This window comes from Desulfarculaceae bacterium (assembly GCA_020444545.1).
GTDB lineage: Bacteria > Desulfobacterota > Desulfarculia > Desulfarculales > Desulfarculaceae > Desulfoferula.
Genome location: JAHLKT010000004.1, coordinates 562178 through 588694 on the forward strand (window position 1 = coordinate 562178; position 26517 = coordinate 588694).

General features: G+C 61.9%; 30 protein-coding genes and 1 tRNA gene. 14 read left to right on the plus strand and 17 right to left on the minus strand.

Going from position 1 to position 26517, the window contains the following annotated elements; genetic code table 11:
* Together nrfD and KQH53_14380 are read left to right on the plus strand one after the other, a co-directional pair.
* Positions 1-1161 carry a polysulfide reductase NrfD gene (gene nrfD, locus KQH53_14375; GenBank protein MCB2227862.1) on the plus strand — a complete coding sequence of 387 codons (1161 nt, stop codon included), beginning with the start codon at positions 1-3 and terminating at the stop codon, positions 1159-1161.
* A 138-nt stretch (positions 1162-1299) separates the two neighbouring features.
* Positions 1300-1614, plus strand: coding sequence for a hypothetical protein (locus KQH53_14380; GenBank protein MCB2227863.1), 315 nt, complete (start codon positions 1300-1302; stop codon positions 1612-1614).
* A gap of 24 nt (positions 1615-1638) precedes the next feature.
* On the opposite strand, the gene KQH53_14385 is transcribed toward KQH53_14380, so the two are convergent.
* Positions 1639-2121 (minus strand): universal stress protein, encoded by a 483-nt coding sequence (locus KQH53_14385; protein ID MCB2227864.1) that lies wholly within the window; start codon positions 2119-2121, stop codon positions 1639-1641.
* 130 nt (positions 2122-2251) lie between these two features.
* Here KQH53_14385 and KQH53_14390 point away from each other — a divergent pair.
* The 3 genes from KQH53_14390 (at position 2252) to KQH53_14400 (ending at position 2955) form a co-directional block, all read left to right on the plus strand.
* Positions 2252-2328 (plus strand) — tRNA-Arg (locus tag KQH53_14390).
* Between the two features lie 202 nt (positions 2329-2530).
* A complete protein-coding gene (locus tag KQH53_14395; GenBank protein MCB2227865.1) occupies positions 2531-2650 on the plus strand; it encodes a helix-turn-helix domain-containing protein in 120 nt (39 codons plus the stop codon).
* The gene (locus KQH53_14400) at positions 2647-2955 is read left to right on the plus strand and encodes a transposase (GenBank protein ID MCB2227866.1); all 309 of its coding nucleotides are present in this window, start codon (positions 2647-2649) and stop codon (positions 2953-2955) included. Before KQH53_14395 ends, KQH53_14400 begins: the two co-directional genes overlap by 4 nt.
* 85 nt (positions 2956-3040) lie before the next feature.
* On the opposite strand, the gene KQH53_14405 is transcribed toward KQH53_14400, so the two are convergent.
* The 16 genes from KQH53_14405 to KQH53_14480 all read right to left on the minus strand — a co-directional run bounded on the left by KQH53_14405 (position 3041) and on the right by KQH53_14480 (position 11913).
* A complete protein-coding gene (locus KQH53_14405; protein MCB2227867.1) occupies positions 3041-3436 on the minus strand; it encodes a hypothetical protein in 396 nt (131 codons plus the stop codon).
* Positions 3433-3807: a hypothetical protein gene (locus KQH53_14410; protein ID MCB2227868.1), complete on the minus strand. Its 375-nt coding sequence runs from the start codon at positions 3805-3807 to the stop codon at positions 3433-3435. Before KQH53_14410 ends, KQH53_14405 begins: the two co-directional genes overlap by 4 nt.
* Positions 3808-3832: 25 nt before the next feature.
* Positions 3833-4135: a hypothetical protein gene (locus KQH53_14415; GenBank protein MCB2227869.1), complete on the minus strand. Its 303-nt coding sequence runs from the start codon at positions 4133-4135 to the stop codon at positions 3833-3835.
* Positions 4136-4217: 82 nt separating this feature from the next.
* Positions 4218-4604: a hypothetical protein gene (locus KQH53_14420; GenBank protein MCB2227870.1), complete on the minus strand. Its 387-nt coding sequence runs from the start codon at positions 4602-4604 to the stop codon at positions 4218-4220.
* Between the two features lie 139 nt (positions 4605-4743).
* A complete protein-coding gene (locus tag KQH53_14425; GenBank protein ID MCB2227871.1) occupies positions 4744-5112 on the minus strand; it encodes a hypothetical protein in 369 nt (122 codons plus the stop codon).
* An 85-nt stretch (positions 5113-5197) separates the two neighbouring features.
* Positions 5198-5581, minus strand: coding sequence for a potassium-transporting ATPase subunit KdpA (locus KQH53_14430; GenBank protein ID MCB2227872.1), 384 nt, complete (start codon positions 5579-5581; stop codon positions 5198-5200).
* Between the two features lie 95 nt (positions 5582-5676).
* Positions 5677-6054 carry a hypothetical protein gene (locus KQH53_14435; protein ID MCB2227873.1) on the minus strand — a complete coding sequence of 126 codons (378 nt, stop codon included), beginning with the start codon at positions 6052-6054 and terminating at the stop codon, positions 5677-5679.
* A 50-nt stretch (positions 6055-6104) separates the two neighbouring features.
* Positions 6105-6278, minus strand: coding sequence for a hypothetical protein (locus KQH53_14440; protein ID MCB2227874.1), 174 nt, complete (start codon positions 6276-6278; stop codon positions 6105-6107).
* Between the two features lie 22 nt (positions 6279-6300).
* Complete coding sequence (locus KQH53_14445; GenBank protein MCB2227875.1) at positions 6301-6651, minus strand: hypothetical protein; 351 nt, start codon at positions 6649-6651, stop codon at positions 6301-6303.
* 26 nt (positions 6652-6677) lie between these two features.
* Positions 6678-7028 carry a hypothetical protein gene (locus KQH53_14450; GenBank protein ID MCB2227876.1) on the minus strand — a complete coding sequence of 117 codons (351 nt, stop codon included), beginning with the start codon at positions 7026-7028 and terminating at the stop codon, positions 6678-6680.
* A gap of 21 nt (positions 7029-7049) precedes the next feature.
* Positions 7050-7400 carry a hypothetical protein gene (locus KQH53_14455; GenBank protein ID MCB2227877.1) on the minus strand — a complete coding sequence of 117 codons (351 nt, stop codon included), beginning with the start codon at positions 7398-7400 and terminating at the stop codon, positions 7050-7052.
* Between the two features lie 73 nt (positions 7401-7473).
* On the minus strand, positions 7474-7878 hold the full coding sequence (locus tag KQH53_14460) for a hypothetical protein (GenBank protein MCB2227878.1): 405 nt from the start codon (positions 7876-7878) through the stop codon (positions 7474-7476).
* A 48-nt stretch (positions 7879-7926) separates the two neighbouring features.
* A complete protein-coding gene (locus tag KQH53_14465; GenBank protein MCB2227879.1) occupies positions 7927-8319 on the minus strand; it encodes a hypothetical protein in 393 nt (130 codons plus the stop codon).
* Positions 8320-8428: 109 nt separating this feature from the next.
* Positions 8429-8839: a hypothetical protein gene (locus tag KQH53_14470; GenBank protein ID MCB2227880.1), complete on the minus strand. Its 411-nt coding sequence runs from the start codon at positions 8837-8839 to the stop codon at positions 8429-8431.
* Positions 8840-9074: 235 nt separating this feature from the next.
* Positions 9075-9815 carry a LytTR family DNA-binding domain-containing protein gene (locus KQH53_14475; GenBank protein ID MCB2227881.1) on the minus strand — a complete coding sequence of 247 codons (741 nt, stop codon included), beginning with the start codon at positions 9813-9815 and terminating at the stop codon, positions 9075-9077.
* Complete coding sequence (locus tag KQH53_14480) at positions 9808-11913, minus strand: histidine kinase (GenBank protein ID MCB2227882.1); 2106 nt, start codon at positions 11911-11913, stop codon at positions 9808-9810. Before KQH53_14480 ends, KQH53_14475 begins: the two co-directional genes overlap by 8 nt.
* Positions 11914-12449: 536 nt before the next feature.
* Here KQH53_14480 and KQH53_14485 point away from each other — a divergent pair.
* The 9 genes from KQH53_14485 (at position 12450) to KQH53_14525 (ending at position 26517) form a co-directional block, all read left to right on the plus strand.
* Positions 12450-15437 (plus strand): hypothetical protein, encoded by a 2988-nt coding sequence (locus KQH53_14485; GenBank protein ID MCB2227883.1) that lies wholly within the window; start codon positions 12450-12452, stop codon positions 15435-15437.
* The gene (locus KQH53_14490) at positions 15427-16371 is read left to right on the plus strand and encodes a glycyl-radical enzyme activating protein (GenBank protein MCB2227884.1); all 945 of its coding nucleotides are present in this window, start codon (positions 15427-15429) and stop codon (positions 16369-16371) included. Before KQH53_14485 ends, KQH53_14490 begins: the two co-directional genes overlap by 11 nt.
* Positions 16372-16419: 48 nt before the next feature.
* A complete protein-coding gene (locus KQH53_14495; protein MCB2227885.1) occupies positions 16420-16860 on the plus strand; it encodes a hypothetical protein in 441 nt (146 codons plus the stop codon).
* Between the two features lie 419 nt (positions 16861-17279).
* The gene (locus tag KQH53_14500) at positions 17280-17837 is read left to right on the plus strand and encodes a chemotaxis protein CheW (GenBank protein MCB2227886.1); all 558 of its coding nucleotides are present in this window, start codon (positions 17280-17282) and stop codon (positions 17835-17837) included.
* On the plus strand, positions 17830-19314 hold the full coding sequence (locus tag KQH53_14505) for a hypothetical protein (protein MCB2227887.1): 1485 nt from the start codon (positions 17830-17832) through the stop codon (positions 19312-19314). Before KQH53_14500 ends, KQH53_14505 begins: the two co-directional genes overlap by 8 nt.
* Before the next feature lie 24 nt (positions 19315-19338).
* Positions 19339-19896, plus strand: a complete 558-nt coding sequence (locus KQH53_14510; GenBank protein ID MCB2227888.1) for a chemotaxis protein CheW — start codon at positions 19339-19341, stop codon at positions 19894-19896.
* 40 nt (positions 19897-19936) lie between these two features.
* Positions 19937-22336 carry a methyl-accepting chemotaxis protein gene (locus tag KQH53_14515; protein MCB2227889.1) on the plus strand — a complete coding sequence of 800 codons (2400 nt, stop codon included), beginning with the start codon at positions 19937-19939 and terminating at the stop codon, positions 22334-22336.
* A gap of 50 nt (positions 22337-22386) precedes the next feature.
* Positions 22387-24186, plus strand: a complete 1800-nt coding sequence (locus KQH53_14520; protein ID MCB2227890.1) for a methyl-accepting chemotaxis protein — start codon at positions 22387-22389, stop codon at positions 24184-24186.
* A gap of 45 nt (positions 24187-24231) precedes the next feature.
* Positions 24232-26517 carry a hybrid sensor histidine kinase/response regulator gene (locus KQH53_14525; protein MCB2227891.1) on the plus strand — a complete coding sequence of 762 codons (2286 nt, stop codon included), beginning with the start codon at positions 24232-24234 and terminating at the stop codon, positions 26515-26517.

Consider the following 26517-nt stretch of genomic DNA (forward strand, 5'->3'; position numbering starts at 1 on the left):
ATGCTTGAAAAGGCGCTAAGCGGAAGCAAGCTGTACTGGACCTGGCTCATCTGCCTGCTCGTGGTTATCGGAGCCGGTTTCGGGGCCTATTTGGTTCAGTACAATAAAGGCCTCATGATCACCGGCATGAGCCGGGACGTTTCCTGGGGCTTCTACATCGCCCAGTTCACCTTCCTGGTGGGCGTTGCCGCCTCGGCGGTCATGCTGGTGCTGCCCTACTATCTGCACCACTACAAGACCTTCGGGCGCATCACCATCCTGGGCGAATTCCTGGCCATCGCGGCGGTGATCATGTGCATCCTGTTCATCACCGTCGACCTTGGTAAACCGAGCCGCATCCTGAACGTGATGCTGCACCCCACGCCCAACTCCATCCTGTTCTGGGACATGATCGTCCTGAACGGATACCTGATCATCAACCTGGTGGCCGGGTGGGTGACTCTGGAGGCCGAGCGCAAGCAGCTGGCTCCTCCGGGGTGGATCAAGCCCATCATCTACCTGTCCATCCCCTGGGCGGTGTCCATCCACACCGTGACGGCCTTCCTGTACGCCGGTCTGCCCGGCCGCGGCTTCTGGCTCACCGCCATCATGGCCCCGCGCTTTTTGGCCTCGGCTTTCGCGGCCGGCCCCGCGGTGCTCATCCTGCTGGGCTACCTGGTCAAGAAGCTCACCCGCTTCGACGCGGGCCGCGAGGCCTTCGAGACCCTGGCCAAGATCGTTTGCTACGCCATCATCCTGCACATCTTCTTCTTCCTGCTGGAGGTGTTCACGGTGGCCTACAGCGCGATCCCCAGCCACACCTCGCACCTGAAGTACCTCTACTTCGGCCTGCACGGGCACAACAACCTGGTGCCCTGGGTTTGGACCGCTCTGGCCTGCGGCTTCACGGCCATCGTCCTCTTGGTCAACCCGCGCACCCGCAAGAACCCCACCATCCTGCCCTTCGCCTGCGTCCTGGTGTTCATCTGCACCTGGATCGACAAGGGCATGGCCATGATCTCCGGCGGGTTCGTGCCCAACCCCTTGCACGAGGTCACCGAGTACTCGCCCACCGGGCTCGAGCTGATGATCACCATCGGGGTGTACGCGGCCGGCGCCCTGGTGCTGACCATCCTGTACAAGGTGGCCCTGGGGGTCAAGGCGGAGGAAGAGGCCGTCTAAGGCCGCTCCGCCCCTTTCAACGGACAACAGCGCCCCTCCCGCTTCGGCGGGAGGGGCTTTCTTTTACCCGGGCATCTTCTCCCAGGACATTGGTAGGTATAATTGTAGCCAGATACCACACCCCAGCGGAGGTGACCCATGGGAGATCAAGACAAGCCCCAAGGCCAGGGAGCCTGGCTCAACGTGTTCTGCCCCGAGGCGCGCTGCCTCACAGAGGCCGAGGTGGCCTCCCTGCCCCCGGAAATGCGTCAGGCGCCCGGCGTAAAAGACAAGGACGGCCTGTGGCTCAAGGTGTTCTGCCCGGACGACTCATGCCTGAGCGAGACGGAGAAGGGCTCGCCCGTGGCCCCGGTGCTCAGGGCCCAAAAAAATCCGGGCGAAAAGGGGTTGTGGCTCAACCTCTTTTGCCCGGATGACGCTTGCCTGGTGGAGGAGGACACCGACCTGCCCTAGGCGGGGCCGGCCGGTCCGAAAACCCTACAGGCGGCAGTGTTCCGGCCCGCGCACGCTCAGCACCGGGCAGGGGGCGTGACGGAATATCTTCTCGGCGGTGGAGCCGAACAGGGCCCCGGCCAGGTTGCTGCGGCCCTTGGTGCCCATCACCAGAAGGGACACGCCCTCGTTCTTGAGCAGCTTGAGCAGCTCGTCGTGGGGATGACCCACGGTGAACAGCACCCGCACCTTCAAGTCCTTGACCACGGGGAGGTAGTCCTTGTCCAGGATGCCCTGGCGTTCCTCCTCCACCCGCTGGATATAGCCGGCCTTGCCTCCCAGGTCGTAGCCCTGCGCGGCCAGGCGGTCCAGCTCGTCCAGGCCCCGGTCGTTGATCACGTTGAGGATCAACAGCTCGGACTTGTGGGAGCGGGCCTGTTCCACGGCATGGGTAAAGGTGATCTCGGAATAATCGCTGAAGTCTATGGCCGCGGCCACCACCTTGTAATCGACCTTGCAATCCTGCATGAATTAAGCTCCTGTTTGAAGAATATAGTTACGTGAATCTTATTATAACCCCTACTCATGGGAGTTAAACAACAATCGCCTAACTGGACAACTCCCCGCGCCTATGGTAGAAATGCCATCTGACCTACGCGGGCGATTAGCTCAGATGGATAGAGCGTTGGCCTCCGGAGCCAAAGGCCGTGAGTTCGAATCTCGCATCGCCCACCAGCAATTCAAGGGGTTAGCCCAATGCGGCTAACCCCTTTCCTGTCACCAACTGTCACCATTTCAGGTTTCGGTCTCATCTTCCAACTCTGGCCTTCCTCGTGAACGCCCATGTGGTCCAGCAACTGGGCTCTGAACCCGAAATGGCCGCGCTGGATCAGGGGAATAAAAAGCGGCTGAACATATTGTTTCAGAGGCCAAGAAGATGCCTGAGCTCACCCCTCGAGAGCTGGCCTGGCACATCACCGACAGCCAGGGCGCCTTCATCAGCGAGTCCAGCGTCTATCGCATCTTGGGGGACGGGGCAAGCCCTACCACCCCATGACCCAGGGCAAGATCGAACGATACCGCCGGACCTTGAAGAACCGGATCAACCAGGAGAACTATTACCTGCCCTGGGACCTGGAGCATCAGATCGGCCGTTTCGTGGATTACTACAACCACCGGCGGGTGCACGAGTCCCTGGGCAACCTGCCCCCCGCCGATGTGTATCACGGCCGGGCCAGAGAAATGGTGACGGCCAGGAATCTGGTCAAGGAGCAAACCACGCGGCACAGGAGGCGCCACAACCTGGGGCTGAGGCCTCTAAACTCGGATCGTACGGCAACACGAGCATGGGGCTATTCGTGAGCAATAGCGCCAGGCACAACCAGCCCGTGACCGGGTGTTTGCAGCTGCCATCGCTGATCAATGGCAGTATGCCGTCCGGGAGGGCCTATTTCTTACTGGCGTTGTCGCAATCGCAATCGCAGTAGGTGATGGTCTTGTTCTCCACGTGTGTGCCGTCGTGCTTGTAGACCTTGACCTTGTCGGGGTAGATGCGGGCGTACCCACCCTTGGGGATGCTGAAGCCATCCTGGTTGCAGCGGCAGCATTTGTCGCCGTGTTTCACCAGGTAGACCGCGTAGACGTGGCTGAGGCTGTCGCCGTGCCCGCCGTTGTGCTTGCCGTGGGCCGGGATCATGAACTTGCAGTTATCGAGGAGAAATTGAGACCAAAAGGTTTGTATGCACACCTTGTGGTCAACGTGGTTGTAGATGGCATAGGCCTGGGCGGAGCCCGCCGCCAACAGGGCTGCGGCGCAAAGCATAACGATCATCAGGATTTTCATGGTTTTTGCTCCCTTGACTCTGTCTTTGAGTAATCCGGGGTTATGTCCACGGTCTTTATGTGCTTGTCGCTGTGAGTGTAGATTTTGACCCTTTTGTTGTAGATGCGGGCATAACCGCCCTTGGGTATGCTGAACTTGCCGCTGTGGTATTCGTTACTTTTAGTTTCGTAGAAGGCATATACGTTGTTCAGGCCCGCACCGTGCTCGCCGTTGTGGGTGCTGTGCGGGTCGACGCTCACATAGCAGCTAATTTGGTACCACCTCTTTAGGCAGAAGTGATGGCTGGTGTGGTTGTAAATTGCATAGGCTTGGGCGGAGCTTGCCGTGAGCAACGCGGCCAGGCACAGCAACGCGATGACTAAGGATTTCATGGACTTCCTCTCTCGGGATTTTTGGTTAACTGTCGCGCTGTATGGACACGGTCTTTTGGTGCTTGTCGTGGTGATCATAGACTTTCAGCTCTCGGTCGTAGACCCTGATGTAGCCACCCTTGGGAATGCTGAACTCGTCACTCCGGTAGTCGTTCCCCTTGGCGCGGAAAGAAGCCCATACCCGCTTCAGCCCGGCCCCATGCTCGCCGTTTAGGGTGCTGTGCGGGCCGACCTTCATGTCGCAGCCACTCATGGAGTACCAGTGGGCTATGCAAACCTTGTAAGAGGTGTGGTTGTAGATGGCATAGGCCTGCGCGGAACCCGCCATCAGCAGTGCCCCGGCGATAAAAATCGCTATTAATAAAGTTTTCATGGCCTCTCCCGGCTAATGGTTGCGGACCGTGCCGGCCCTAGGGCTTCTTTTTGCCCCTGCCCGGCCCCCAACAGTCGCAGTCGTACACATCGTGCTCGGCCACGTGCTTACCGTTGTGCTTGTAGACCTTGACCACTTCGTTGTACACGCGGGCGTAGCCGCCGTCCGGTATGTCGAATACCGCGACGCACCGACAGGTGCCGGAGCTATGCCAGATCATGCCCTGGTTCTTCATGCCGGAGCCGTGGGAACCATTGTGCTTGCCGTGCGGGGGAATGGTGAACTTGCAGGCGGCGAAAAAGGCACTGGCCGCGCTGGCCACGCAGATCTCGTGATCCACGTGGTTGTAGATGGCATAGGCCTGGGCCGTGCCCGCCGTCAGCAGGACGGCCAGGCACGCCGCGACAATCAGTAGTCTGTTCATGGTGCTGCCCTCCTTGGCAACTATGGGTGGCCGCTGGACTTAATTTCTGGTGTAAGGAAACGGCCAGCCGCCTTTGCGGTCATACTTGGTGGTGCTTTTGCTTTTGACGCGCTCGCCGTCGTGTTTATAAACTTCCGCCCTACCCTCCGCAGTGGTACTTTTCGACGCCTCTGGTCTCGATGTGCTTGCCGTCGTGTTTATAGACTTTCACCTTGTCCTCGTAAATGCGGGCGTAGCCGCCATGGGGTATGTCGAAGCTGTCCCGGTTACTATGGCATGTATCATGCGCATCCCAAAACACGTGTACATGGCTGAGGCTGTCGCCATGCCCGCCGTTATGCTTGTCGTGGGCCGGTATCGTGAATTTGCATCCCTTGAAAGTAAATGGGGTCCAACGAGTAGACACGCACACCTCGTGGCCCACGTGGTTGTAGATGGCATAGGCTTGCGCCAGGCCGGCGGGCAGCAGGAGTGAAATCGCCAACAAGGCGATGGCCAACTTTTTCATGGGTTTCCCTTCTCTGCTTTTGCGATGTGAGGCAAAGACCTAGTAGCCGGTGGCGGCCGGCGCGGCCCCCGCCCGGCAACCGTTGCTATAAAAGGTGGTAGTATGAGGGGCATTCCGTGCGGTGGATCCCCTTGGATCGTAGATGCTTGTTGTGGTGGTTGTAGATTTTCACCTCATGCTTGTAGATCCTGATGAACCCCCCCTTGGGAATGTCGAATCTGCCGCTTCCCATGCAAAGGCCGCCGCTGGTGTTCCAAAACACGGCGGCGTCCCGCAGGCCCGAGCCGTGCTCCCCGTTGTGGTGGTCGTGGCTGCCCACATAGAAATTGCAGCCCCCTGCCCCGATGGCGACACAGACCTCGTGGTCCACATGGTTGTAGATGGCGTAGGCATGGGCCGGCATTGCCGCGCCCAGGCAGATCAGCCCGGCTATCAAAAAGGCCACCCCAAAGACTGTCTTGCTTTTCATATCCCTCTCCAAGTCTCATCAGCCGCCCACCCCGGAGTTGGCGGCGATCAAAATCCGATTAATACGTGCAGCCATGGTCCACCCGTGCCGCCTGCCTAGTCTCTGACTATGGTGGTGGAGCACTCCTCGCGTAGCGCGCTGTCCTTGTGCTTACTCTTTACGGTGACTTTCTTGCCGTCCTGGTAAACCGTCACCCAGCCGTGGGCGCCCACCTTCACCACGCAGACCCCATCGCCGATCTCGCCCCGGTTAGCCGCGTCCATAACCCTGACCGCGACCACGCCGGGCTTGCCCGGCAGGCATTTGTGATAGGTGGGATGTATGGTCCAGTTGTTGGAGCAGCCGGGCCCGCAGTCGAAAACCACGTAAATGGGCGAATGGGCCCTGTTGTAAACGCACGCCGCCAGGCCCGCCCGGGGCCGGAGGCAGGCCGCCAGGACAAGAGCCAATATGGCGACAAGCAACTGTTTCATGATCACCCTTGGTTTCGGCGCGCTCATAGCCGTGTCTGGAAACCTTCCCCCTACCATGTGCAGTCATATTTGGTGATGCCTCTAGTTTCGACGTGATCGCCGTTGCGTTTATAGACCTTCACCTCGTCATCGTGGATGCGGGCGTAGCCGCCACGGGGGATGGTGAAGGGGGCCCGGTTGCCGCGGCATAATTGGTAACGCATTACGATCATCAGAGTTTTCATGGGTAATCTTCCCCGGCTCTGTTTAGTAGTTGTCCATTTCTATGGGCACGGTATTTTCGTGCTTGCCGTGGTGATTGTAGATCTTGATTTTTTTGTCGTAGATGCGAGCATAGCCGCTCTTGGGAATGCTGAACTCGTCGCTTTTATAGAGGTTCCCCTTGGAGTGGTAGGAGGCCCACACGCTCTTCAAGCCCGCGCCGTGCTCGCCGTTATGGGTGCTGTGCGGGTCAACGCTTACATGGCAGTTGCCGGTGTCGTACCACTTGGTAATGCAGATGTTATGGCTGGTGTGGTTGTAGATGGCATAGGCCTGGGCGAAACCAGGAACTAATAAGGCCGCGGCGCAAAGCATAATGATCATCAGAGTTTTCATGGGTTTTCCTTCACCGGCTGTGTTTATTAGTCCTCTTTATCTATGCGCACGGTATTTTTGTGCTTGCCATGGTGAGTGTAGATTTTGATCTCTCTGTCGTAGATGCGGGCATAACCGCCCTTGGGTATGCTGAACTTGTCGCTTTCGTAATCGTGTTTCTTGGTTCCGTAGTAGGCGTAAACGCTGCTCAGGCCCGCGCCGTGCTCACCGTTGTGGGTGCTGTGCGGGTCAACGTACACGTGGCATTCGCCGGGGTAGTCGTACCACTTCTTTAGGCAGATGTAATAGTTGGTGTGGTTGTAGATGGCATAGGCTTGCGCGGAGCCCGCCGTCAGCAGGGCCGCGGCGCAGAGCATAACGATCATAAGAGTTTTCATGGTTCTTGCTCCCCCGGGTTTTTAGTAGTTGTCCAACTCTATGGGCACGGTCTTTTTGTGCTTGTTGTGGTGATTGTAGATCTTGACCTCTTTGTCGTAGATGCGGGCATAACCGCTCTTGGGAATGCTGAACTCGTCGCTTTCATAGCGGTTTCCCTTGGAGTGATATTCGGCCCACACCCTGCTCAGGCCCGCGCCGTGCTCTCCGTTGTGGGTGCTGTGCGGGCCAACGCGCACATGGCAGTTGCCGGTGTCGTACCACTTGAGTATGCAGATGTGATGGCTGGTGTGGTTGTAGATGGCATAGGCTTGCGCCACGCCGGCAGGCAGCAGCAGCGCAATCGCCAACAGGGCTATAGATAACTTTTTCATTGGTCTCTCCTCTCCGGACTGCGGCGCGGGGTGATAATTATTAGCTTTTGCAAGGTAGTTACCCTTGAAAAGTTTAGTTGTCCCCGCTGGAATTTTTCCTGTCCTCCGAGGGTCCGCAATATCCCCTGCCGATGCTTTTAGTATCCACATGCTTGCCGTCGTGCTTGTAGACCTTGACCTCATGGGGGTAGATGCGGGCGTAGCCACCCTTGGGTATGCTGAATCTTTCACCGTTGCTCATGCACACAAAGCGGTGCGGATACCACATCACAAGAACATGACTGAGGCTGTCGCCATGCCCGCCGTTGTGCTTGCCGTGGGCCGGTATCGTGAATTTGCAGTCTTTAAAAGAAAAAGCGGACCCAAGAGTACCCACGCATACCTCGTAGTCCACGTGGTTGTAGATGGCATAGGCCTGGGCCATGCCGGCGGGCAGCAGCAGGGCAATCGCCAACAGGGCGATGGATAACTTTTTCATCAGCTTCCTCTCTCTGGTGGTCAAGCATGTAACCCGTTTCCGGGTCGCCTACTTTTGCTTGGCTCCATAGGGACCGGCGTTGGGGCATGCGCAGTCGTGGGGGGTCTTGTGGTGGAAGCGATCGCCGTTGTGCTTGTAGATCTTTACTTTGCCTTCGTAGATGCGGGCGTAGCCGCCATCGGGAATGTCAAAGTAGCCATCGGTGCCCCGGCAAGCCTCTCCATGCGCCCACACCACCCTCATCTTGTGCAGCCCGGCCCCGTGCTCGCCGTTCAACTTGCCGTTGGCAGGGATCTGGTTACGGCAACCGCCTAATTCCATCGCGCTGCGGTCCTGCAGGCACACCACTTTGCCCACGTGGTTGTAGATGGCCCAGGCCCTAGCCATGCCGGCGGGCAGCAGGAGTGCGATCGCCAACAGGGCAATGGATAACTTTTTCATTGGTCTCTCCTCTCCGGATTGCGGCGTGGCGCTAGTAGTCTTTTCAGGGCATTTGCCCTTTGAAAGTTTGGTTGTCGCCGCTGGAATTTTTATTCGCAATTCGCCTTTTTTAGTTTTCTGGTTTCCGCACGGCGCCCGTTGCGTATTTCTCCTTTCTTATGCTTCTGGTTTCCACAATGTCGCCGTTGTGCTTATAAACCTTCACCTCGCCATCATAGATACGGGCGTAGCCGCCATGGGGAATGGTGAAGCTGTCCGGGTTGTGCTTCCAATGGTCATGGCCCAGGTCCCAACTCACGGTTACATGGCTGAGGTTATCGCCATGCCCGCCGTTGTGCGTGCTATGAGGCGGGATCGTGAACTTGCAATCCGGCATCACATATTCACTCCAATAGGTTTGCACGCACACATGGTGGCCCACGTGGTTGTAGATGGCATAGGCCTGGGCCACGCCCGCCGCGCCCAAGCAAATCAACAGGGCCAGGGCAAGAATTAATAGCTTGCTGGAAACGATCTTCATGATTCTCTCCACGTTGCGGGGGCAGGCTCGGTTTAAAGCAATTTGCCGATTGATTGTCAGTCTCACTTTCCCGTGTCTCAAAGTGATCTACGGTTATCTATTGCCATTGACGCCAAGGAAATCAATGGACCGCGGGCGGGCATCCGGCGAACGGACGCAATAATCAGGCGGGCGGCGCCAAGAGGCGTCGCCCGGGCAAGCTAAGGATGGATTTTCGCGGAAAGCCGAAGTGCGATCAGTCCGCCAAGGAAGAGAGACGTTTGCGAATCTGGGGGGTGAGACGGCGGCTGGCGACGCAAGATTCGGCCACGCCTCTCAGGCACAGCTTGAGCCGGTTGCCCGGAAGGGATTCAAAGGCCTCGACCTGTTCTAGGTTCACGATCATCCCCCGGTGGATGCGCACGAACTGATCAGGGGGAAGCAACTCCTCCCATTGACGCAGGCTGCGCCAAACCGTGCCGGAGCCGCCGTCCGCGGACCGCAATAAGGTGAAATCGCCGTTCGCTTCGATGAGACACACATGCTTCAGGTCCAGCCAACGGCGCTGCTTGCCGTCCTGGACCAGGATTACGTCGTCCTCGTGCAACCCTTCCGAGGAAGCTGACGGCGCCCGCTGCCCCTGCCTCTCGCCGAGCCGGCGGATGCTTTCGGCCAAACGGTCCTTGGTGACCGGCTTGAGCAGATAGTCCAGTGCGTTGACCTCAAAAGCCCGGATAGCGTATTCGTTGAAAGCGGTGACGAAAACCACTGCTGTCTCATTGTCCAGCTTGGGCACCAGTTCGAAGCCGCTTTCACCGCACAATTCAATGTCCAGGAAGACCACCCCGGCCCGGGTTTCTTTGATCAATCGCTCCGCCTGGTCCACCGAATCGGCCTCGCCGCAAAGCTCGATCTCGGGGAAATCCGCCAGCATGCGCTTTAGAGCCTGCCTGGCCATGGGCTCGTCATCCACTATGATCACGCGCAGATCAGGCATTTGGGTTTTCCGGCCGCGCGGGGAAAACGATACGGGCGATCACCCAGCCGTCTTCTTCCCTGATGTCAAAAGCGGCGTCCGAGCCATAGTGATGGGCCAGGCAGCGCTGCACGTATTCCAAACCCAATTGGGTGCCGGGCCCATGCCCGGCTTGGTCGGGCTCGAACCAGTGGCCGGTGTTGGCCACGATGAACAGGCATTTGTCACCCTCAAGGTGCGCGCTGATTTGAATCTTCAATGGCCTGGCGCCGGATCGCCGGCCGTATTTGACCGCGTTTTCCACGATCGGCTGGCCCAGGAAAACCGGTATGAAAACCTGCTCGGCAGCCGCATCTACCCGTATGGCCGTCTCCATTTGATCCCCAAACCGGATTTCCTGTATTTGGAGATAATTTGCAATACGGTCGAACTCATCAGAGACCGTGGTCAATAGTTCGGAACGATGGGTAAGGCTGGAGTGGTAGAAACCCGCCAGGGCCTCGATCATTTCCACCCCGCCGTCGGGGTCGGTCAGGACCATTTCCCGTATGGAGTTTAAGGTGTTGAATAAAAAATGGGGGTTCACTTGATAGCGAAGCATCTCGAGCTTGGTCCGGAGTAATAGATCTTCCGCCTCGCGGGTGCGCCTCGCCTTTGCCTCCGCTTCCCTGAGTTCGGTTACGTCTTCCACGCTGCCGTGAATAACGTTTATCCCCCCCTGGTCATCCAGTTCCGCGCGGGCGTGCAGGAGCGCCTGTAGCCGGGCTCCGTCCATGCGGACCATTTCGCATTCAAAGCCGCTCACCTCGCCTTCGCTGCGGAGCCGGTCCAGCAATTGCCCCCGCATGTCTCGCTCAACATAAAAATCAAGCGAGCTTCTTCCGACCAGATCGTCGGCGTTGGCGGCACGCAACATCTCCGCCAGCCTGGGGTTGGCCGCCAGCATGATGCCATCCCTGTTGGTCTGAAATATGCCCTCCACCGAGTTCTCAAATATGCCGCGGTATTTGCGCTCGGCCTCCGCTATATCGTGAAAGTTCTCTTCCAGCCGAACGGCCATCTCGTTTAGGTCCCGGGCCAAGTCGCCCACCTCGTCACGCGGGCCCGGCGGCAAGCGCCTCTCCAGGCGGCCCCGGCATATATCCCCGGAGAACTCGCGGCAACGTTCTATTCTCTTGACCACCGGGGCGGTGAGTAGAAATACGGACACAATCAGCAGAGCGATGGTGAGGGCCACCACAATCAGCGTGATCTTACCCAGGAACCTAACCGGTGCGAGGATGATGGCCATGGGCTGCGAGACCACGATCGACCATCGGGGAGCCCTCAGTTGGGCGAAAGCGACAAGGTGTTCCCCTTCGGAGTCGCGGTAGCGAAAGATGCTTTCGCTCCTCTTTTCAAAGGCTGCCCGCAGTTCCTTGGGAGGAGGCGAATAATTCATCCAATTGGCCGGGGCTCGAATCTTGAGGGACTTGGGCGAGCTCGAGGGCAGAGAGGGGTCGAGAAAATATACCTTTTCTTTTGGCGCAACGGTGTGAAGCGCCAGCACTTCCTGGCCGAAGCGGCCCAAATCCACGCCGGCCCGCAGGATCGCCACCACCTTTCCCAAGTGACGGACCGGGGCGGTCAGCGTAACCACGGGACGGTCGTCGGCCACGCCCACCACGGTGCGGCCTATGTTGGCGGTCCCGGCATAACCCGCCACCGCGCTGGGCCGCTTGCTGACGACCTTGGGGCAGTGGGGGTGGAACAAGCGGCGAGGGTCGTCGCTGGCAATGCACTCACCTTTTTTATCGATCAGATATATGCTGGAATACGGCTCCCGAGTCACCACGGCGGAGAAGTATTTGTCAAATGCGGCCCGCGTCTTGGGGTCCTTGTAATGCAGGACGGTATTGCTGACCAAGGGCATGGCGGCCCAATATTCGAACTTGCGCAGCTCGGTGTCGAACCGGAGCTGAATTGCTTCCGCCAAAAGAACCGCGGTGCCCGCCAGCCGCTGCTTGGCCCTTTGTTCCAATCTTTCGGATGCGAACAAATACACCAGGGACGAGGATGTCAGCGCCACGGCGATGACGATAGAGGTGAGTAGCAATATTAATTTGGTTCTGAGGCTCATCTACCCCCCGATCGACATGCTCTTTTGGATAACGCGAGTCGGGGGGGCGTGGCGAGCATGTAAAGCAGTCGTGGCGAGCATGTAAAGCAATGCTTGCTAAACTAACTTGCTTTTCATGGGCGGGTCAATATGCAGTCCTCCTATTTCAGATATGAGAACGACATCCTTACCCACGGCAGCTCCCATATTACAAAACAGAGCGCCTTTGCCTCCGGTTTTTCGCAGGTGCTTTCCGGCGGGCATCATATCGTTCAAAAACGACTGGCGGCGGCCGGAGACACCGGGAAATTGATAGGTTGCTCTACGCCGCTCCACCAAATCATCAAGTGGCATTCCTGCCATAAATCAAACCTGCTCGTTGGAAGTAGATTGCGGAAGGAGGTCAGATTGACTTAGCACTTGGCGATAGTCCACCATCTAACTAGACAAAGACTCCTCACCCTGATCCTTCCCCCCCGCACGCCGAGTCTGCCCCACGCGAGCGGGCCCCGGCCCGCCTACAATGCCGCACACTCTTGTCACGAAAGGAGTGTCTCATGCAGGCAGCCTTGAGCCCCAGGCCGTCCAAGCAGCTCTATTCCCTCCTCGTATCCACAGCCGACACATTCAACCAGCGCCCCGATCTGCAAAGCGAGATGAAAGGCACCCAGGGATGGATCAACGCCACGGTGGGCTTTCGCGCCGCTGACGGCAGCATGGGCGCGGCGGTGCGGATCAAGGACGGCGTCATAACCGCCCTGGATCACGTCCCCGCCGACGTGGACGCCTGCCTGGTGTTCCGCGGCGCGGCCGATTTCAGCGCTTTTCAGGAGGCCAGCAAGGACGAGGCCTCCCAGATGATCCTCAAGGGCCGCATCTGGATCGAAGGAACCATCGCCTACTACAACTACGCCGAGTACCTGGTGAACCTGTTGTTCCTGGACCAGGCCAAGGCAGCCACCGAACAGGCCATGCACGAGCACAAGCTTGAGAGCCTGCGCATCGCCGAGGGGGCCGACACCAGCGGCCGCGACGAGAAGGCCCGCCGCAAGGTGGAGCGGCTTCGGGGGCAGAGGGTGGACCCCGGGGTGAAGTGGCTGGAGGACCCCTATCTCTCCGAGCTGGGCCTGGAGGACTTGCCCCGTCTGGAGCGTTTCCGGCGGGAATTGTTCACCACCAAGGCCCAGGTGAGCTGCGAGCACGGCAAACTGCTTACCGATTTTTTCTTGGCCAACGGCTATGAGACCATGCCCGACGGCACCCCCTGGGAGCCCAACCTGCGCAAGGCCAAGAGCTTTTATCACCTGATGGCCAACCGCCAGGCGCTTGTCCGCGAGGGCGACCTGCTGGCCGGCACCTACACTCCCTATCCAATCTTCGGCCTGGTCAACCAGCCCTACACCTTCGGCTGGCAGGTGTGGGGCGAGCTCAGGACCCTGGGCTTCAGGGAGCTGGACTCCTACAAGATCGACGAGGAGACCATCGAGACCCTGCACAAGCACGTGATGCCCTTCTACGCCACGCGCAACATCCAGCATCTGTGGAAGGCCGAGTTCAACAACCCCCTGGCGGCCCAGATACACGAGCGCTACTTCGCGGTGTTCTACTACAAGACCGTGTCCCACAGCCAGACCACGCCGGGGCACATCAAGGTGCTCACCCAGGGCCTGGACGGCATCCGCCGGCGCATCGCCGAGGAGTTGGCCCGCGACACCCGGGCCGACCAGGAGAAGAAGGACACCCTGGAGGCCATGCGCATCAGCCTGGACGCGGTATCGGCCTACACTCAAAACCTGGCCTCCCAGGCGAAAGCAAAGGCCGAGGCGGAGAGCGACGCGTCCCGCCGCGCGGAGCTGGAGGAAATGCACCGCATTCTGTGCAAGGTGCCCGACCAACCGGCCGAGACGCTTTACGAGGCGGTGCAGGCCATGTGGATCGTGCATCTGTCCCTGGGTCTGGAGAGCAGTGACGACGGGCCCCACCTGGGCCGCCTGGACGGCATCCTGCAACCATACTTCGAGGCGGACCTGGCCAAGCTGGACAGCGAACCGGAGCGCCGTGCCTACATCAAGTGGGCGGTGGAGCTGATCGGCTGTTTGTATCTGCGCCTGTCCAGCCACTACAACATCACCATGGAGATCACCTCCTGGATGAACTCGGGCGGCCCGCCCAGCACCACCATCAACCTGGGCGGAGTCACTCCCACCGGCGGCGACGCGGTCAACGACATGACCTATGTGATCCTCAAGGTCACCGAGCTGCTCAGCCTGAACGACCCCAATATGCACGCCCGCTACATGCCCGGGGTCAATAGCGAGACCTACTTGAAGCGGGTATGCGAGGTGAACTACATCACCGGGGCCACCCCCTGCATCCACAACGACGCGGCGGTGATCGCCGCCCTGAGCGGGGTGAACCCGGAGTGGCCCCAGGAGGACATCCGCGAGTGGACCGCGGTGGGCTGCGTGGAGCCCTGTCTGGCGGGCATGCACTTTCCTTCCACCGGCAGCATCGAGCTGAATCTCATGGCGCCTTTGGAGATGGCCCTGAACAACGGGGTCCATCCCCTGCTGGACTGGGCCCTGGGGCCCGAGACCGGCAAGGTGGAGGATGGCGACTTCGAGACCTTCGAGGACTTCATGGATGCCTTCACTCAGCAATACCATTTCCTGTGCGGGGTCAGCGTGGAGGGCAACAATCAGCTGGGTCACATCCACCAGCAGCACATGCCCTCGCCGCTGATCTCGGCCATAGTGGACGACTGCATCACCAACGGCCGGGGGATCACCCGGGGCGGGTCCCGTTACAACACCAGCGGGGTCACCTCCATCGGCATGGCTGATGTGGCCGACTCCTTGAGCGCCATCAAGAAGGCGGTCTACGACGAGAAGAAGGTCAGCTTCAAGGAACTCAAGGAGGCGCTCCAGTACAACTTCGAGGGCTACAAGAGTCTCCGGGCCTGGATTCAGAACCAGGTGCCCAAGTTCGGCTCCAACGACCCCGAGGCGCTGGCCATGGCTCAGCGGGTCACCGCCATGGTGGCCGATTTTGCCCACGGTCAGCAGAACTACCGGGGCGGCCATTACACCTCGGGCTGGTGGTCCATGAACTACCACGCCATCTACGGCCGGGTGTCGGGGGCCTCGCCCTCGGGCCGCCTGGCCGGCGAGGCCTTCACCCCCGGCCTCACCCCCCAGGCCTCGGCCTCCAAGAACCTGCTGGACAACCTGCTGGACGTGGCCAAGCTGGACCCCACCACCATGGACAACAACATCGCCTTCAACGTGCGCGTGGTGCCCTCGGCCAAGGACACTCACGAACAGACCATCACCCGCATGAGCGACACCATCCGGGCCTACTTCGACCAGGGAGGCATGCAGGTGCAGTTCATCATGATCAACACGGACACCTTGCGCGACGCCATGGCCCACCCGGAGTACTACCCCGACCTGCTGGTGCGCATCTCGGGCTACTGCGGCTACTTCACCAAGCTGCACCGCGACCTTCAGTTGGAGATCATCCGGAGGAACGAGTATGGCCTCTGAGGCGCGCAGCGGCCGTCCATTGATCATCGACATCAAGGGCAACTCCCTGGACGACGGGCCGGGCACCCGCTCGGTGGTGTTCATGAAGGGCTGCCCGCTTAACTGCGTGTGGTGCCAGAATCCCGAGAGCAAGAAGATCGCCCCGGAGCTGTGGTTCGAAAAGGACAAATGCGTGGCCAGCGGGGAGTGCGTGCCCGCCTGCCCCGATGGGGCCTTGGCCCTGGGAGACTCCCTGAGCATCGACCGGGACAAGTGCACCCTGTGTTTCGACTGCGTGGAGGCCTGCCCCTCCACCGCCCTGAAACGGGTGGGTCAGGACATGAGCGTGACACAGGTAGTCGCCAAGATCGTGCCTTACAAGCCCTTCTTCGACACCACCGGCGGCGGGGTCACCCTGTCCGGTGGCGAGCCCACCCTGTTCATGGATTTCACCTCCCGGCTGCTGCAAGCGCTCAAGGCCGAGGGCATCCACACCTTGGTGGAGACCGCCGGCCTGTTCGACTTCGACGATTTCGCCGCGCTTGTGTTGCCCCACAGCGACATGATCTTCATGGACATGAAGATCATCGACCCCGTGTTGCACAAGCGCTGGTGCGGGGTGGACAACGGGCGCATAAAGGAGAACTTCTCGCGCCTGCACCGGATGGCTCGGGAGGGAGGCGCTTTCAGCATCAAACCCCGCACCCCGCTGATTCCGGGGGTGACCGACACTGACGAGATGATGGCCGCCCTTGCCGAGTTCTACCTGGAGCACGGGGTCACCCTGGCCGCCCTGGAGAAAAACAACCCCATCTGGTTCGACAAGAGCGAGAAGGTGGGGGTGAACCCGGACTTCGCGGCCGATGACCCGGCCCGGAGCTTTTACGACAATGAGCGCTACGCCCGCATCAAGCGATACTTCGAGCAGCGGGGCATAACCATTTTGGAGTCTTGAGCGGACGCGCCCGGGCGGGCCGGCGGGACCTTGGCAAAGGAGAGGCACATGAAGCGGTTGTTGCAAGCAGCCTTGTTGTGGTTGGCGGTTGTCCTGACAGCCCCTAGCGCCCTGGCCGGAGGCCTTGGTGGAGTGTGGACCCTGGACATCAGCCAGTACAAGAACACCTGCGGCGACAAGCCCACCGCGGCCAAGCAGCTGACCCTTACCCAAAAGGGCCGGGAGCTCACAGCGGCCATCGGGGTCTTGGGCGAGGACGGAAAGACCTACACCGGCACCTTCCACGGCCGCCTGGAGAACGACTCGCCCCCGGCCAAGGCCTCGCTTTATGGCAAGTTCGAAGTGGGCGGCTTCACTACCGAGGAGACGATCCAGATTCATTTCCTCAACGCCAAGAGCTATACGGGAGCCTCACAGTGGAAGACCCAATCCGTGGACAAGAAAATCACTTGCCTTGGCACTCAGAAAATTAAGGGAAGCAAAAAATAGACGGTAAGGCGGCAAAGCTCCGGGATTCGTCAGGGTCGGGAGCCGCGCAACAATGCGTAACAGAAAAGTATGAATTGAACCGCACCGTTTATACTAGTATACTAAATTGTCATTTTTGGTAATTGTTATTACGTGTTAGACACCTTAGCGCCTAGAGGGCGCATGGGGCCTAGGGCGATTAATCAGCCCGAGTTGCCGGCGACAGGGAAAGGTCCTGCCGGTTGGAACAACTGAAAAGCCAACTCAAGGACAGGCCTGCCCATGGTTTCGGTTCTTACAGTACATTCTTGCCCTCCGGCCCCGATAAGGGGTAAAAATTCTCTTACAACAAATCCCCACGCCTTGGAGGGGAAACTAATTGCTCGGCCGCTATACCTGAAAAAGGCCATGCATCTCAGTTGGAACTCTAGGTAGTGAACATGGCGGAACCCGAGAGCACTCAGTCCTTCCCAGAGGCGGCTTCATCCGCCGCCTCCGTCCCATCGGACGCGCGCCAAAGCTTCGTCAGCTTTCGCCTGGACCAAAAGCTGTTCGCCCTTCCCCTGGACCGGGTGGAGCGGGCCTTGCGCATGGTGGCGCCGGTGCGCCTTCCCGAGGCCCCGCCTTGGATCGCCGGGGTGATCAACCTGCACGGCCAGGCGCTGCCCGTCCTGGACCTGGGCCAGATATTCGGCCGCCTCCCTCGCCAGCCCCATCCTGACCAGCGGCTCCTGGTGGTCGCCCAGCGGCCCCGCAGGGTGGCCTTGCAGGTGGACGCGGTGGAGAGCGTGGTCAAGGCCTCGCCCGGAGAGATCGTGCCGCCCACGGGCCATTTGGCCGAGTCGCGGGTGCTGGCGGGCATTTTCGAGCACGGCGAGGAACTGGTCCTGCTGTTGGACCCGGAGCGCTTGGCTCCCGCCGATTGGCGGGACCGGGAAGACTTGTGGGCAGAGCTGGAAGAGCAGGGCGCTCGTCTGATGCCGGCGGCCGATGAGTAGCCTCGCCGTGGATAGCGCCCTGAGCGCGGGGGAGTTCTCCCTGTTCCACGACCTGGTGTTGCGGCGCACGGGTATGCATTTTTCCTCCCACCGCCAGGAAGAGATGATCCGCCATCTGCGCCTGGTGGCCGAAGAAGAAGGCCTGGAAGACCTCACCCGGCTGTACCGGGAGATGGATCGCTCCCGCACCGACAGCCCCCTGTGGGACAGGGTGATCAGCGGCCTGACCGTGGGCGAGACCTATTTCATGCGCGACAGCGCCCAGTTCGCGGCCATGCGCCAGCACATCCTGCCCGAGATCATCCGCCGCCGCCGGGGGGAGCGCCGCCTGCGCATATGGAGCGCGGGCTGCGCCTCGGGCGAGGAACCCTACTCCCTGGCCATGCTGCTCAGTGAACTGATCCCGGACTGGGAACGCTGGTCGGTGCTCATCCTGGGCACCGACATCAACAAGCAGTCCCTGGCCCGCGCCCGCAAGGGGCATTACAAGAAGTGGTCCTTCCGCCAGTGCGGCCCCGAGGTGATGGGCCGCTACTTCACCCCCCAGGGCCAGCTCTTTCAGATCAAACCGGAGCTGGCCCGCCGGGTTTCCTTCGCCTACCTCAATCTGGCCGAGGACACCTATCCTTCCCTGATGACCAACACCTGCGCCATGGACCTCATCCTGTGCCGCAACGTGGCCATCTACCTGCCCGAGGATCAGGTGCACCAGATCGTGAACCGCTTCGCGGGGTGCCTGGCCCAAGAGGGATGGCTCATGGTGGCCGCCACCGAGACCGATCCGCGGGGATTCCCCGGCTTCGCCACCCGCGCCTTGGGCTCGGTGACCGCCTACCAACTGCCGGCCCCGGGCCAGCCCACCCGCGCGGAGGCCGCGCCTCCGGCCGGGTGCGAAGCGCCTCCCGCCCCCCGGGCGGTGTACCAGGCCCCCAAGCCCCGGCCGGCCGCGCCTCCGCTGCGGTCCCGGCCTCCTTTGCACGCGGGCCCGGAGCTTCTCTCCCAGGCCCGCCGCTTGCTGGAGCAAGACCAGCTCCAGTCCGCCCGCTGCCTGTTGGAGCAGGCCAAGGGCCAGCGCCGCTCCGCCGCCGGGCTTTGGCTAAAAGGGGCCCGCCGCTTGGCCAACCTGGGCCGCCTGGCCGAGGCCCGGCACTGGTGCGGCCAGGCCTTGCAGGCCGATCCCTTGCTGGCCGAGGCCCATCACTGCCGGGCGCTGATCGCCCTGGAGGAGGGCGAGACGGAGCTGGCCGGGGACCATCTGCGCAAGGTCCTGTACTTGGAGCCCAACCACTTGGCGGCCCATTTTTCCCTGGCCACCCTGTATCGCAGGATGGGCCGTAATCAAAAGGCCCTGCTGCACGGCCGCCAGGCCATCCGCCTGGCCTCCAGCCTGCCCCCGGACCAGAAGGTGCCCGAGGCCGACGGTTTGGCCGCGGGGCGAATCGTGACCATGTTGCAGGTCCTGCTGGACGCGGCCTGAGCCGGATAAGGAGACGAGCCACCCATGACCTCGAACAGCAAGGCCAAGACCGGCGTCAGCCAGCAGCAGGTGCTGGAACAGCGGGCCCGCGAGCTGGCTCGCCGCATCGGACGCCAGCGGGAAGAGGTCAAGGACCTGGCCATGATCACCTTCGGCCTGGGCCGGGAGCGCTATGGGGTGGAGCTGTCCCACCTCAGGGAGGTGCAGCCGCTCAGGGGGCTCAACTGGTCGCCGGTGCCCTGCACCCCGCCCTTCATCCTGGGAGTGGTCAACCTGCGGGGCCGGCTCTACTCGGTGATGGATTTGGCCCGCTTTTTCGGGGCCGGGGCCTCCGGGTTGCCGGAGCAGGCTCATGTCTTGCTGGTCAGCGGAGGGCGCCTGCCCGACGGCGAGCCCATGGAGCTGGGCCTGCTCTCCGACGACCTGCCCCGCATAAGCCGCCTGTCCCGCGAGGCGTTGCAGGACCCCGAGCACACGGCCTCCCCCCAAGCGCGCAAGTATTTCCAGGGTGTAACCAGCGAAATGGTCACCCTTTTGGATATAGAAAGTTTGCTTTCCGACCCGGCCATCGTCGTCGGCTAGGCACTCGCCCGGAGCACACGCCAAGAGTTGGAGAAAAGCCATGCCCCCCATGCAGCCACAAAAGCAGACCTCCCCCGGCCCCGCGCCGCACGGCCTGGCCAAAAAAGGCCGGCGCAGTTTGGGCAAGACGCTGATGGCCCTGGTGCTGGCGGTATCCCTTCTGCCCCTGGCCGTGGTGGCGGCGGTGAACTGGGGGGCCATGCAACAGCAGTCGAAAACCATGGAGACGGGAGTCGCCCGCCTGACCCAGGAGATGAAATCTCTCGCGGGCAAAGAGGTGGCCAACCTGGCCTACGTGACCATCTACAACATCGACGACTATCTTAGGGTGCACCTGCTCGACGCGGTGTGGATCGCGCACAGCCCCCAGGTCACCGAGGCGGCCAAGGCCGCCGCCCTGAAGGCCAAGGTCATGGGTTTGGACGAAATGGGCGAGGCCGAGGCTGAAAAGCGCATGAAAAAGGAGCGCGCCCTCACCAACAACCCCGAGCTGGTGGCCTTCCTAAAGGCCATGAGGCAGCGCCTGCCCGCCTTCAAGGAGATTTTCTTCACCGATAAAAACGGCTTCAACGTGGCCTACACCAACCCGACCAGCGATTTCGTGCAAGCGGGGGAAAAGTGGTGGGAAGAGGCCATGAAGGCGGGCCTATACCTCAGCGACATAACCTACGACGCCTCGGCCAAAGTCTACGCCATGGAAGTGGCGGTCCGCATCGACGGAAGCAATGGCGAGGCCCTGGGCGTCCTCAAGGCGGTGCTGGATATACGCAAGGTGCGCGAGCGCATCATGGAAGCGGCCAAAAGCCTGCCCCAGGCTGAAGTGCTTTTGTTCACCGGTTCGGGCCGTCTAATCGCAGACTCGGACAAGGTGCGCAAAGGCGACATCGTGCGGGACATGGATATCAACCTGCTGCGGAATAAGTGGCTCCCGGCATCAAAGGCAGTGGCGCTGGCCCCGGGTCAGACCGGCTACGTCCTGGACCAGAAAACCCAGGAAGGCAAGCCCGCGGTGGTGGGCTTCGCCGCCTGCCAGGGCAAGGAGTTCTTCGGGGTGGAGGGGATGCCCCAGCTCCGTTGGTACGTGGCGGTCAATCTCTCCGAGAGCTATGCCCTCAAGCCGCTGGCCGTGCTCAACAGCGAAGTCAGCCTCCTCAGCAACCTGGCCCAGCGCAACCTGTGGCTGTTTTTCGCCATCTGCCTGGCGGCTGCGCTGGGGGCCGCGTTGGCGGGCCTCTATTTCTCCCGGCGCATAAGCCGTCCCTTGATTTCCATGGCCGATGCCAGCCTGCGGGTGGGCGCGGGCGACCTCTCGGTGGAGGTGCCCAAGCTGCGCAACGACGAAACCGGCGTGCTGGCGGAGTCCTTCAACCAGATGGTGGCCCAGGTCCGCGATACCCGCAACGACCTGGAGCAGAAGGCGGAGCAGGAGCGGGCCACCAAGGCTTATCTGGAAGAGACGATCAGCCAGTACGTGGCCTTCGTGGAGAAGGTGGGGGCCGGTGACCTGACCGGCCAGGTCACCCCGCCCCGGGCCGACGACGAGTTGGGCACCCTGGGGGCCATGCTCAACGACATGACCGCCAGCCTGGGCGCCCTGGCCGGCCAGATGCGCGAGGCCACCGGCAACCTCACTTCCATGTCCACCGAGCTGGTGGCCTCGGCCTCCCAGCAGGCGGCGGTGTCCAGCGAGCAGGCCGCCGCGGTGAGCCAGACCACCACCACCGTGGCCGAAGTGCGCCAGACCGCCGAGCAGTCCGCCCGCCGGGTGAACACGGTGGCCGAGCAGGCCCAGGAATCCATGCGCCTGGCCGGCGAGGGCCTCAAGGCGGTGGACAGCACCGTGGAGGGCATGAACCAGATCAAGGAACAGGTGATGGTCATCGCCGAGAGCATCCTCGGCCTGAGCGAACAGACCCAGCAGATCGGCGATATCATCTCCACGGTCAACGACATCGCCGACCAGAGCAACCTGCTGGCCCTCAACGCCTCCATCGAGGCGGCCCGGGCCGGCGAGGCTGGCAAGGGCTTCGCGGTGGTGGCCGACGAGGTGCGGGCCCTGGCCGAGCAGTCGCGCCAGGCAACCGATCAGGTGCGCGAGATTCTGGGCGAGATCCAGAAGGCGGCCAACACCGCGGTGATGGTGACCGAGGAGGGCAGCAAGCGGGCCGAGCTGGGGGTGGAGCTGAGCCAGCAGACCGGCGACACCATCGCGGGCATCGACCAGCGCGTCTCCCAGGTGGCCCAGGCAGCCCAGCAGATCGCCGCCTCCACCAAGGAGCAGGTGGCGGGCATGGAGCAGATGGTGGCGGCCATGGAGAGCATCGACCAGGCCACCGGCCAAAGCCAGGCAGGGACCAGGCAGGTGGAGGAGGCGGCGGCCAACCTCAACGCCCTGGCCGCCCAGCTAAACGGCTTGGTGGAAAAGTACCGGGTTGATTAGGAATAATAATTTCGGCGCATCAAGGCACACGCAGTAAGGGATTTCATCTCATGCTCGAACACGTCAGCCCCAAGGCCAAGCTTTACGTCACCATATTGATCATTGCCCTGGTCATCGCCGGCCTGTTCATGATCGGCAAGGTGGGCTTCGACACCCTCACGGGGCTCAGGGCCTACGTAAACGGGGAAAGCTTGTGGGCCAAGGCCCAAAAGGACGCGACCTACAATCTGCGCCGCTATGCCGCCACCAGAAACGAAAAGTATTACGCCCGATACCTGAAGAGGCTCGAGGTAACCGATGGTTTTACCAAGGCCCGCCTGGAGCTGGAAAAGCCCGATCCGAACCCGCGGGTGGCGAGTCAAGGCTTTGCCCAGGGAGGGGTTCACCCGGATGACCTTGAATTAACGGTCTGGCTCTATACCCGTTTCCGCAATTTGGACCTTATGGAAAAGGCCATAGGCTACTGGGCTCAGGCCGACGTTTTGATTGCCCAACTGGAAAAAATGGGCGCAATGCTGAAAAACCGCGTATCCCAAGGAGACGCCGACCCAAGATACCTGGAAAAATTCGACGACAAGCTCGACGCCATGGAAAAGAAGCTGAACCTGGCGGAAGAAAGCTTCTCCACCACCATCGGCGAGGCTTGCCGGTGGGCGGCCGGCCTTCTGCTCACGGTGATGATCGCTTTTACCATCGTGGGCGGCATCATTTGCCTCACCCTGCTCTTGTTCGTGGGTAGGATCATCACCAGAATGCAGCAATATGGCGAGGACTTGGAAAAGAAGGCCGCCGCTGAAAAGGATGCCTTGAACAAGCTGAGCCAAAAAATGGAGCAGGAGCGGGCCACCAAGGCATATCTGGAAGAAACGATCAGCCAATATGTGGCCTTCGTGGAGAAGGTGGGGGCCGGCGATCTGACCGGCCATGTCACCCCGCCCCGGGCCGACGACGAGCTGGGCACCCTGGGGACCATGCTCAACGACATGACCGCCAGCCTAGGCGCCCTGGCCGGCCAGATGCGCGAGGCCACCAGCAACCTCACTTCCATGTCCACCGAGCTGGTGGCCTCGGCCTCCCAGCAGGCGGCGGTGTCCAGCGAGCAGGCCGCCGCGGTGAGCCAGACCACCACCACCGTGGCCGAAGTGCGCCAGACCGCCGAGCAGTCCGCCCGCCGGGTGAACACGGTGGCCGAGCAGGCCCAGGAATCCATGCGCCTGGCCGGCGAGGGCCTCAAGGCGGTGGACAGCACCGTGGAGGGCATGAACCAGATCAAGGAACAGGTGATGGTCATCGCCGAGAGCATCCTCGGCCTGAGCGAACAGACCCAGCAGATCGGCGATATCATCTCCACGGTCAACGACATCGCCGACCAGAGCAACCTGCTGGCCCTCAACGCCTCCATCGAGGCGGCCCGGGCCGGCGAGGCTGGCAAGGGCTTCGCGGTGGTGGCCGACGAGGTGCGGGCCCTGGCCGAGCAGTCGCGCCAGGCAACCGATCAGGTGCGCGAGATTCTGGGCGAGATCCAGAAGGCGGCCAACACCGCGGTGATGGTGACCGAGGAGGGCAGCAAGCGGGCCGAGCTGGGGGTGGAGCTGAGCCAGCAGACCGGCGACACCATCGCGGGCATCGACCAGCGCGTCTCCCAGGTGGCCCAGGCAGCCCAGCAGATCGCCGCCTCCACCAAGGAGCAGGTGGCGGGCATGGAGCAGATGGTGGCGGCCATGGAGAGCATCGACCAGGCCACCGGCCAAAGCCAGGCAGGGACCAGGCAGGTGGAGGAGGCGGCGGCCAACCTCAGCGCCCTGGCCGCCCAGCTAAACGGCCTGGTGGAAAAGTACAAGGTTGGCTGAGGCTATGGGCGCCAAGCTTCATAAGCTCCGGACAGGAGAAGCGGCATGAGTTCCGCCGACGACTTCCGTCGCCAGCTCATGGAGACCTTTCAGGTCGAGCTGCAAGAGCACATAGAGGTGCTCACCGACGGCTGCCTGGCCCTGGAGAAAAGCCCCTCGGCCCAAGAGGTGGCAAGCCGCATCGAGGGCATGTTCCGCGCGGCCCACAGCCTTAAGGGCGCGGCCCGGGCGGTGGAGCTGGAGGACTTGGGCCTGATCGCCCATCGCCTGGAGGACGTATTCAGCGCCATCCGGCGAGGGGAGATGGAGTTCTCCCAGGAGCTGGGCGACCTCTGCCTGCACACCCTTGATTTCCTGAACCAGGCCTCTCAAGCCCACCAGCAGGGCACCTCCCTGCCTTCGGGTTCCCTGCGCGCCTTGCTCGCTCAGCTGGAACGGGCCGCCCAAGGGCAGCCCTTCACCCCGCCCCAGCCCCCTGCCGCCGCCCCTCCGGAGGCGCCCGCCGAGCCCGCGCCCGCGGCGCCGCCGTCTTCCGAGCAGCCCATGGAGGCGGACGCCTGCGCCCCTCCCGCGGAAACCGCTGCCGAGGCGGCCCCGGCCGGCGGCACCATCCGGGTCAAGGTAAGCAAGATCGACGCCCTGATGGAAGGCATGGTGGAGCTGCTGGTGGCGCGCATGCGTCCGGTGCATCGCCTGGACGAGCTGGGCCTGATGCGCAAAAAGCTGGCCGCCTGGGAGACCGGTTGGCGGCAGATGCGGGCCACGGTGAACCAAATTCGCCGCCGCGAGGCCAACGATCCCCAGATCATGTCCCTGGTCAATTACCTCATGGAGAGCGAGCACTCCCTGAGGGAGCTCAACGATGCGGCCGGCCGCATAGCCCACGGCATGGCCGCCGACATCCGCCAACTGGTGCTGTTGACCGACGAGATGCAGGTGGGGGTGCACCGCGTGCGCATGAGGCCCCTGTCCAACCTCTTCTCCTTGTTCCCCCGCATGGTGCGGGACCTGGCCCGCGACGCGGGCAAGCGGGTGGAGCTGGTGCTCCGGGGCCAGGATACCGAGGTGGACCGCCAGGTCTTGGAGGCCATGAAGGCCCCCCTGACCCACCTGCTGCGCAACGCGGTGGACCACGGCATCGAAGCCCCGGCCCAGAGGGTGGCCGCGGGCAAGACCTCCCATGGCACCATCACCCTGAGCGCCTCCCAGCAGGGGGGCATGGTGGTGCTGGAGGTGAGCGACGACGGCGTGGGCGTGGACCTGGAACAGGTGCGCCGGGAGGCCTCCACCAGGGGCATTGCCTTGGATGGCCGCGAGGAAGCTCACGAGATCCATCAACTGCTTTTCATCTCGGGCTTCAGCACCAAGGACCAGGTGAGCCAGGTGTCCGGCCGCGGAGTGGGACTGGATGCGGTCAAGGCCGGGGTGGAAGCCCTGCAAGGTATGGTCACCCTGGAGTCGACGCCTGGCCGGGGCTCCCGCTTCACCATGCACTTGCCCCTGACCATGGCCACCACCAACACCCTGCTGCTCACCGTGGCCGGAGTTACCGTGGCCGTGCCGGCCACGGCGGTGGAGCGCATCCATCAGGTGCCCCTTGAGAAGATAGGCAGCGTGGAAGGGCGGACCGTGGTGGAGCTTGGCGGCCGCGCCATGCCCCTGGTCTCCATGGCGGGAGTCTTGGGCCTGGAGCAAGAACCCGAACCAGGCGGCGACGGCGTTTTGGTGGTGGTGATGGGCTTGGCCGAGCGGCGCTGCGCTTTCATGGTGGATGCCCTCCGGGGCATTCAGGAGGTGGTGGTCAAAAACCTGGGCCGCCAGCTCAAGAGCGTGCCCAACGTGGACGGCGCGGCGGTTCTGGGCAGCGGCGAAGTCATCGTGGTGCTAAACGTGGCGGACCTGCTGGCCTCATCGCGCCAGACGGCCACGCGGGCCCCCGCCCCGGCCAGCGCCCCCCAGGCGGCGGCTCCGCTGATCCTGGTGGCCGACGATTCCATCACCACGCGCACCCTGGAAAAGAACATCCTGGAAACCGCGGGCTACCGGGTGGAGGTATCCAGCGACGGCGAGGAAGCCTGGACCCAGTTGCAGCGGGGCGGCTTCGCCCTGGTGGTGAGCGACGTGGACATGCCTCGCCTGGACGGCTGCGGGCTCGCCGAGAGGCTCAAGAAGGACGAGCGCTTCCGGGATGTCCCGGTGGTGCTGGTCACCTCCCTGGACTCCGAGGATGACAAGCTGCGCGGCATGCAAAGCGGGGCCGACGCCTACATTACCAAGGGCGAGTTTGATCAAGGGAACCTGCTGAGCACCATCGAACGGCTGATCGGATAA

What these genes read in the sequence shown, in the direction of transcription:
- KQH53_14450 (MCB2227876.1), bottom strand. Translation starts at nt 7,028, where the DNA reads ATGAAAACTCTTATGATCGTTATGCTCTGCGCCGCGGCCCTGCTGACG.
- nrfD (MCB2227862.1), top strand. Translation starts at nt 1, where the DNA reads ATGCTTGAAAAGGCGCTAAGCGGAAGCAAGCTGTACTGGACCTGGCTC.
- KQH53_14455 (MCB2227877.1), bottom strand. Translation starts at nt 7,400, where the DNA reads ATGAAAAAGTTATCTATAGCCCTGTTGGCGATTGCGCTGCTGCTGCCT.
- KQH53_14430 (MCB2227872.1), bottom strand. Translation starts at nt 5,581, where the DNA reads ATGAAAAGCAAGACAGTCTTTGGGGTGGCCTTTTTGATAGCCGGGCTG.
- KQH53_14400 (MCB2227866.1), top strand. Translation starts at nt 2,647, where the DNA reads ATGACCCAGGGCAAGATCGAACGATACCGCCGGACCTTGAAGAACCGG.
- KQH53_14495 (MCB2227885.1), top strand. Translation starts at nt 16,420, where the DNA reads ATGAAGCGGTTGTTGCAAGCAGCCTTGTTGTGGTTGGCGGTTGTCCTG.
- KQH53_14525 (MCB2227891.1), top strand. Translation starts at nt 24,232, where the DNA reads ATGAGTTCCGCCGACGACTTCCGTCGCCAGCTCATGGAGACCTTTCAG.
- KQH53_14460 (MCB2227878.1), bottom strand. Translation starts at nt 7,878, where the DNA reads ATGAAAAAGTTATCCATCGCCCTGTTGGCGATTGCCCTGCTGCTGCCC.
- KQH53_14480 (MCB2227882.1), bottom strand. Translation starts at nt 11,913, where the DNA reads ATGAGCCTCAGAACCAAATTAATATTGCTACTCACCTCTATCGTCATC.
- KQH53_14470 (MCB2227880.1), bottom strand. Translation starts at nt 8,839, where the DNA reads ATGAAGATCGTTTCCAGCAAGCTATTAATTCTTGCCCTGGCCCTGTTG.
- KQH53_14410 (MCB2227868.1), bottom strand. Translation starts at nt 3,807, where the DNA reads ATGAAATCCTTAGTCATCGCGTTGCTGTGCCTGGCCGCGTTGCTCACG.
- KQH53_14475 (MCB2227881.1), bottom strand. Translation starts at nt 9,815, where the DNA reads ATGCCTGATCTGCGCGTGATCATAGTGGATGACGAGCCCATGGCCAGG.
- KQH53_14395 (MCB2227865.1), top strand. Translation starts at nt 2,531, where the DNA reads ATGCCTGAGCTCACCCCTCGAGAGCTGGCCTGGCACATCACCGACAGC.
- KQH53_14435 (MCB2227873.1), bottom strand. Translation starts at nt 6,054, where the DNA reads ATGAAACAGTTGCTTGTCGCCATATTGGCTCTTGTCCTGGCGGCCTGC.
- KQH53_14485 (MCB2227883.1), top strand. Translation starts at nt 12,450, where the DNA reads ATGCAGGCAGCCTTGAGCCCCAGGCCGTCCAAGCAGCTCTATTCCCTC.
- KQH53_14505 (MCB2227887.1), top strand. Translation starts at nt 17,830, where the DNA reads ATGAGTAGCCTCGCCGTGGATAGCGCCCTGAGCGCGGGGGAGTTCTCC.
- KQH53_14510 (MCB2227888.1), top strand. Translation starts at nt 19,339, where the DNA reads ATGACCTCGAACAGCAAGGCCAAGACCGGCGTCAGCCAGCAGCAGGTG.
- KQH53_14380 (MCB2227863.1), top strand. Translation starts at nt 1,300, where the DNA reads ATGGGAGATCAAGACAAGCCCCAAGGCCAGGGAGCCTGGCTCAACGTG.
- KQH53_14490 (MCB2227884.1), top strand. Translation starts at nt 15,427, where the DNA reads ATGGCCTCTGAGGCGCGCAGCGGCCGTCCATTGATCATCGACATCAAG.
- KQH53_14515 (MCB2227889.1), top strand. Translation starts at nt 19,937, where the DNA reads ATGCCCCCCATGCAGCCACAAAAGCAGACCTCCCCCGGCCCCGCGCCG.
- KQH53_14445 (MCB2227875.1), bottom strand. Translation starts at nt 6,651, where the DNA reads ATGAAAACTCTGATGATCATTATGCTTTGCGCCGCGGCCTTATTAGTT.
- KQH53_14425 (MCB2227871.1), bottom strand. Translation starts at nt 5,112, where the DNA reads ATGAAAAAGTTGGCCATCGCCTTGTTGGCGATTTCACTCCTGCTGCCC.
- KQH53_14500 (MCB2227886.1), top strand. Translation starts at nt 17,280, where the DNA reads ATGGCGGAACCCGAGAGCACTCAGTCCTTCCCAGAGGCGGCTTCATCC.
- KQH53_14385 (MCB2227864.1), bottom strand. Translation starts at nt 2,121, where the DNA reads ATGCAGGATTGCAAGGTCGATTACAAGGTGGTGGCCGCGGCCATAGAC.
- KQH53_14420 (MCB2227870.1), bottom strand. Translation starts at nt 4,604, where the DNA reads ATGAACAGACTACTGATTGTCGCGGCGTGCCTGGCCGTCCTGCTGACG.
- KQH53_14465 (MCB2227879.1), bottom strand. Translation starts at nt 8,319, where the DNA reads ATGAAAAAGTTATCCATTGCCCTGTTGGCGATCGCACTCCTGCTGCCC.
- KQH53_14520 (MCB2227890.1), top strand. Translation starts at nt 22,387, where the DNA reads ATGCTCGAACACGTCAGCCCCAAGGCCAAGCTTTACGTCACCATATTG.
- KQH53_14415 (MCB2227869.1), bottom strand. Translation starts at nt 4,135, where the DNA reads ATGGCGGGTTCCGCGCAGGCCTATGCCATCTACAACCACACCTCTTAC.
- KQH53_14405 (MCB2227867.1), bottom strand. Translation starts at nt 3,436, where the DNA reads ATGAAAATCCTGATGATCGTTATGCTTTGCGCCGCAGCCCTGTTGGCG.
- KQH53_14440 (MCB2227874.1), bottom strand. Translation starts at nt 6,278, where the DNA reads ATGAAAACTCTGATGATCGTAATGCGTTACCAATTATGCCGCGGCAAC.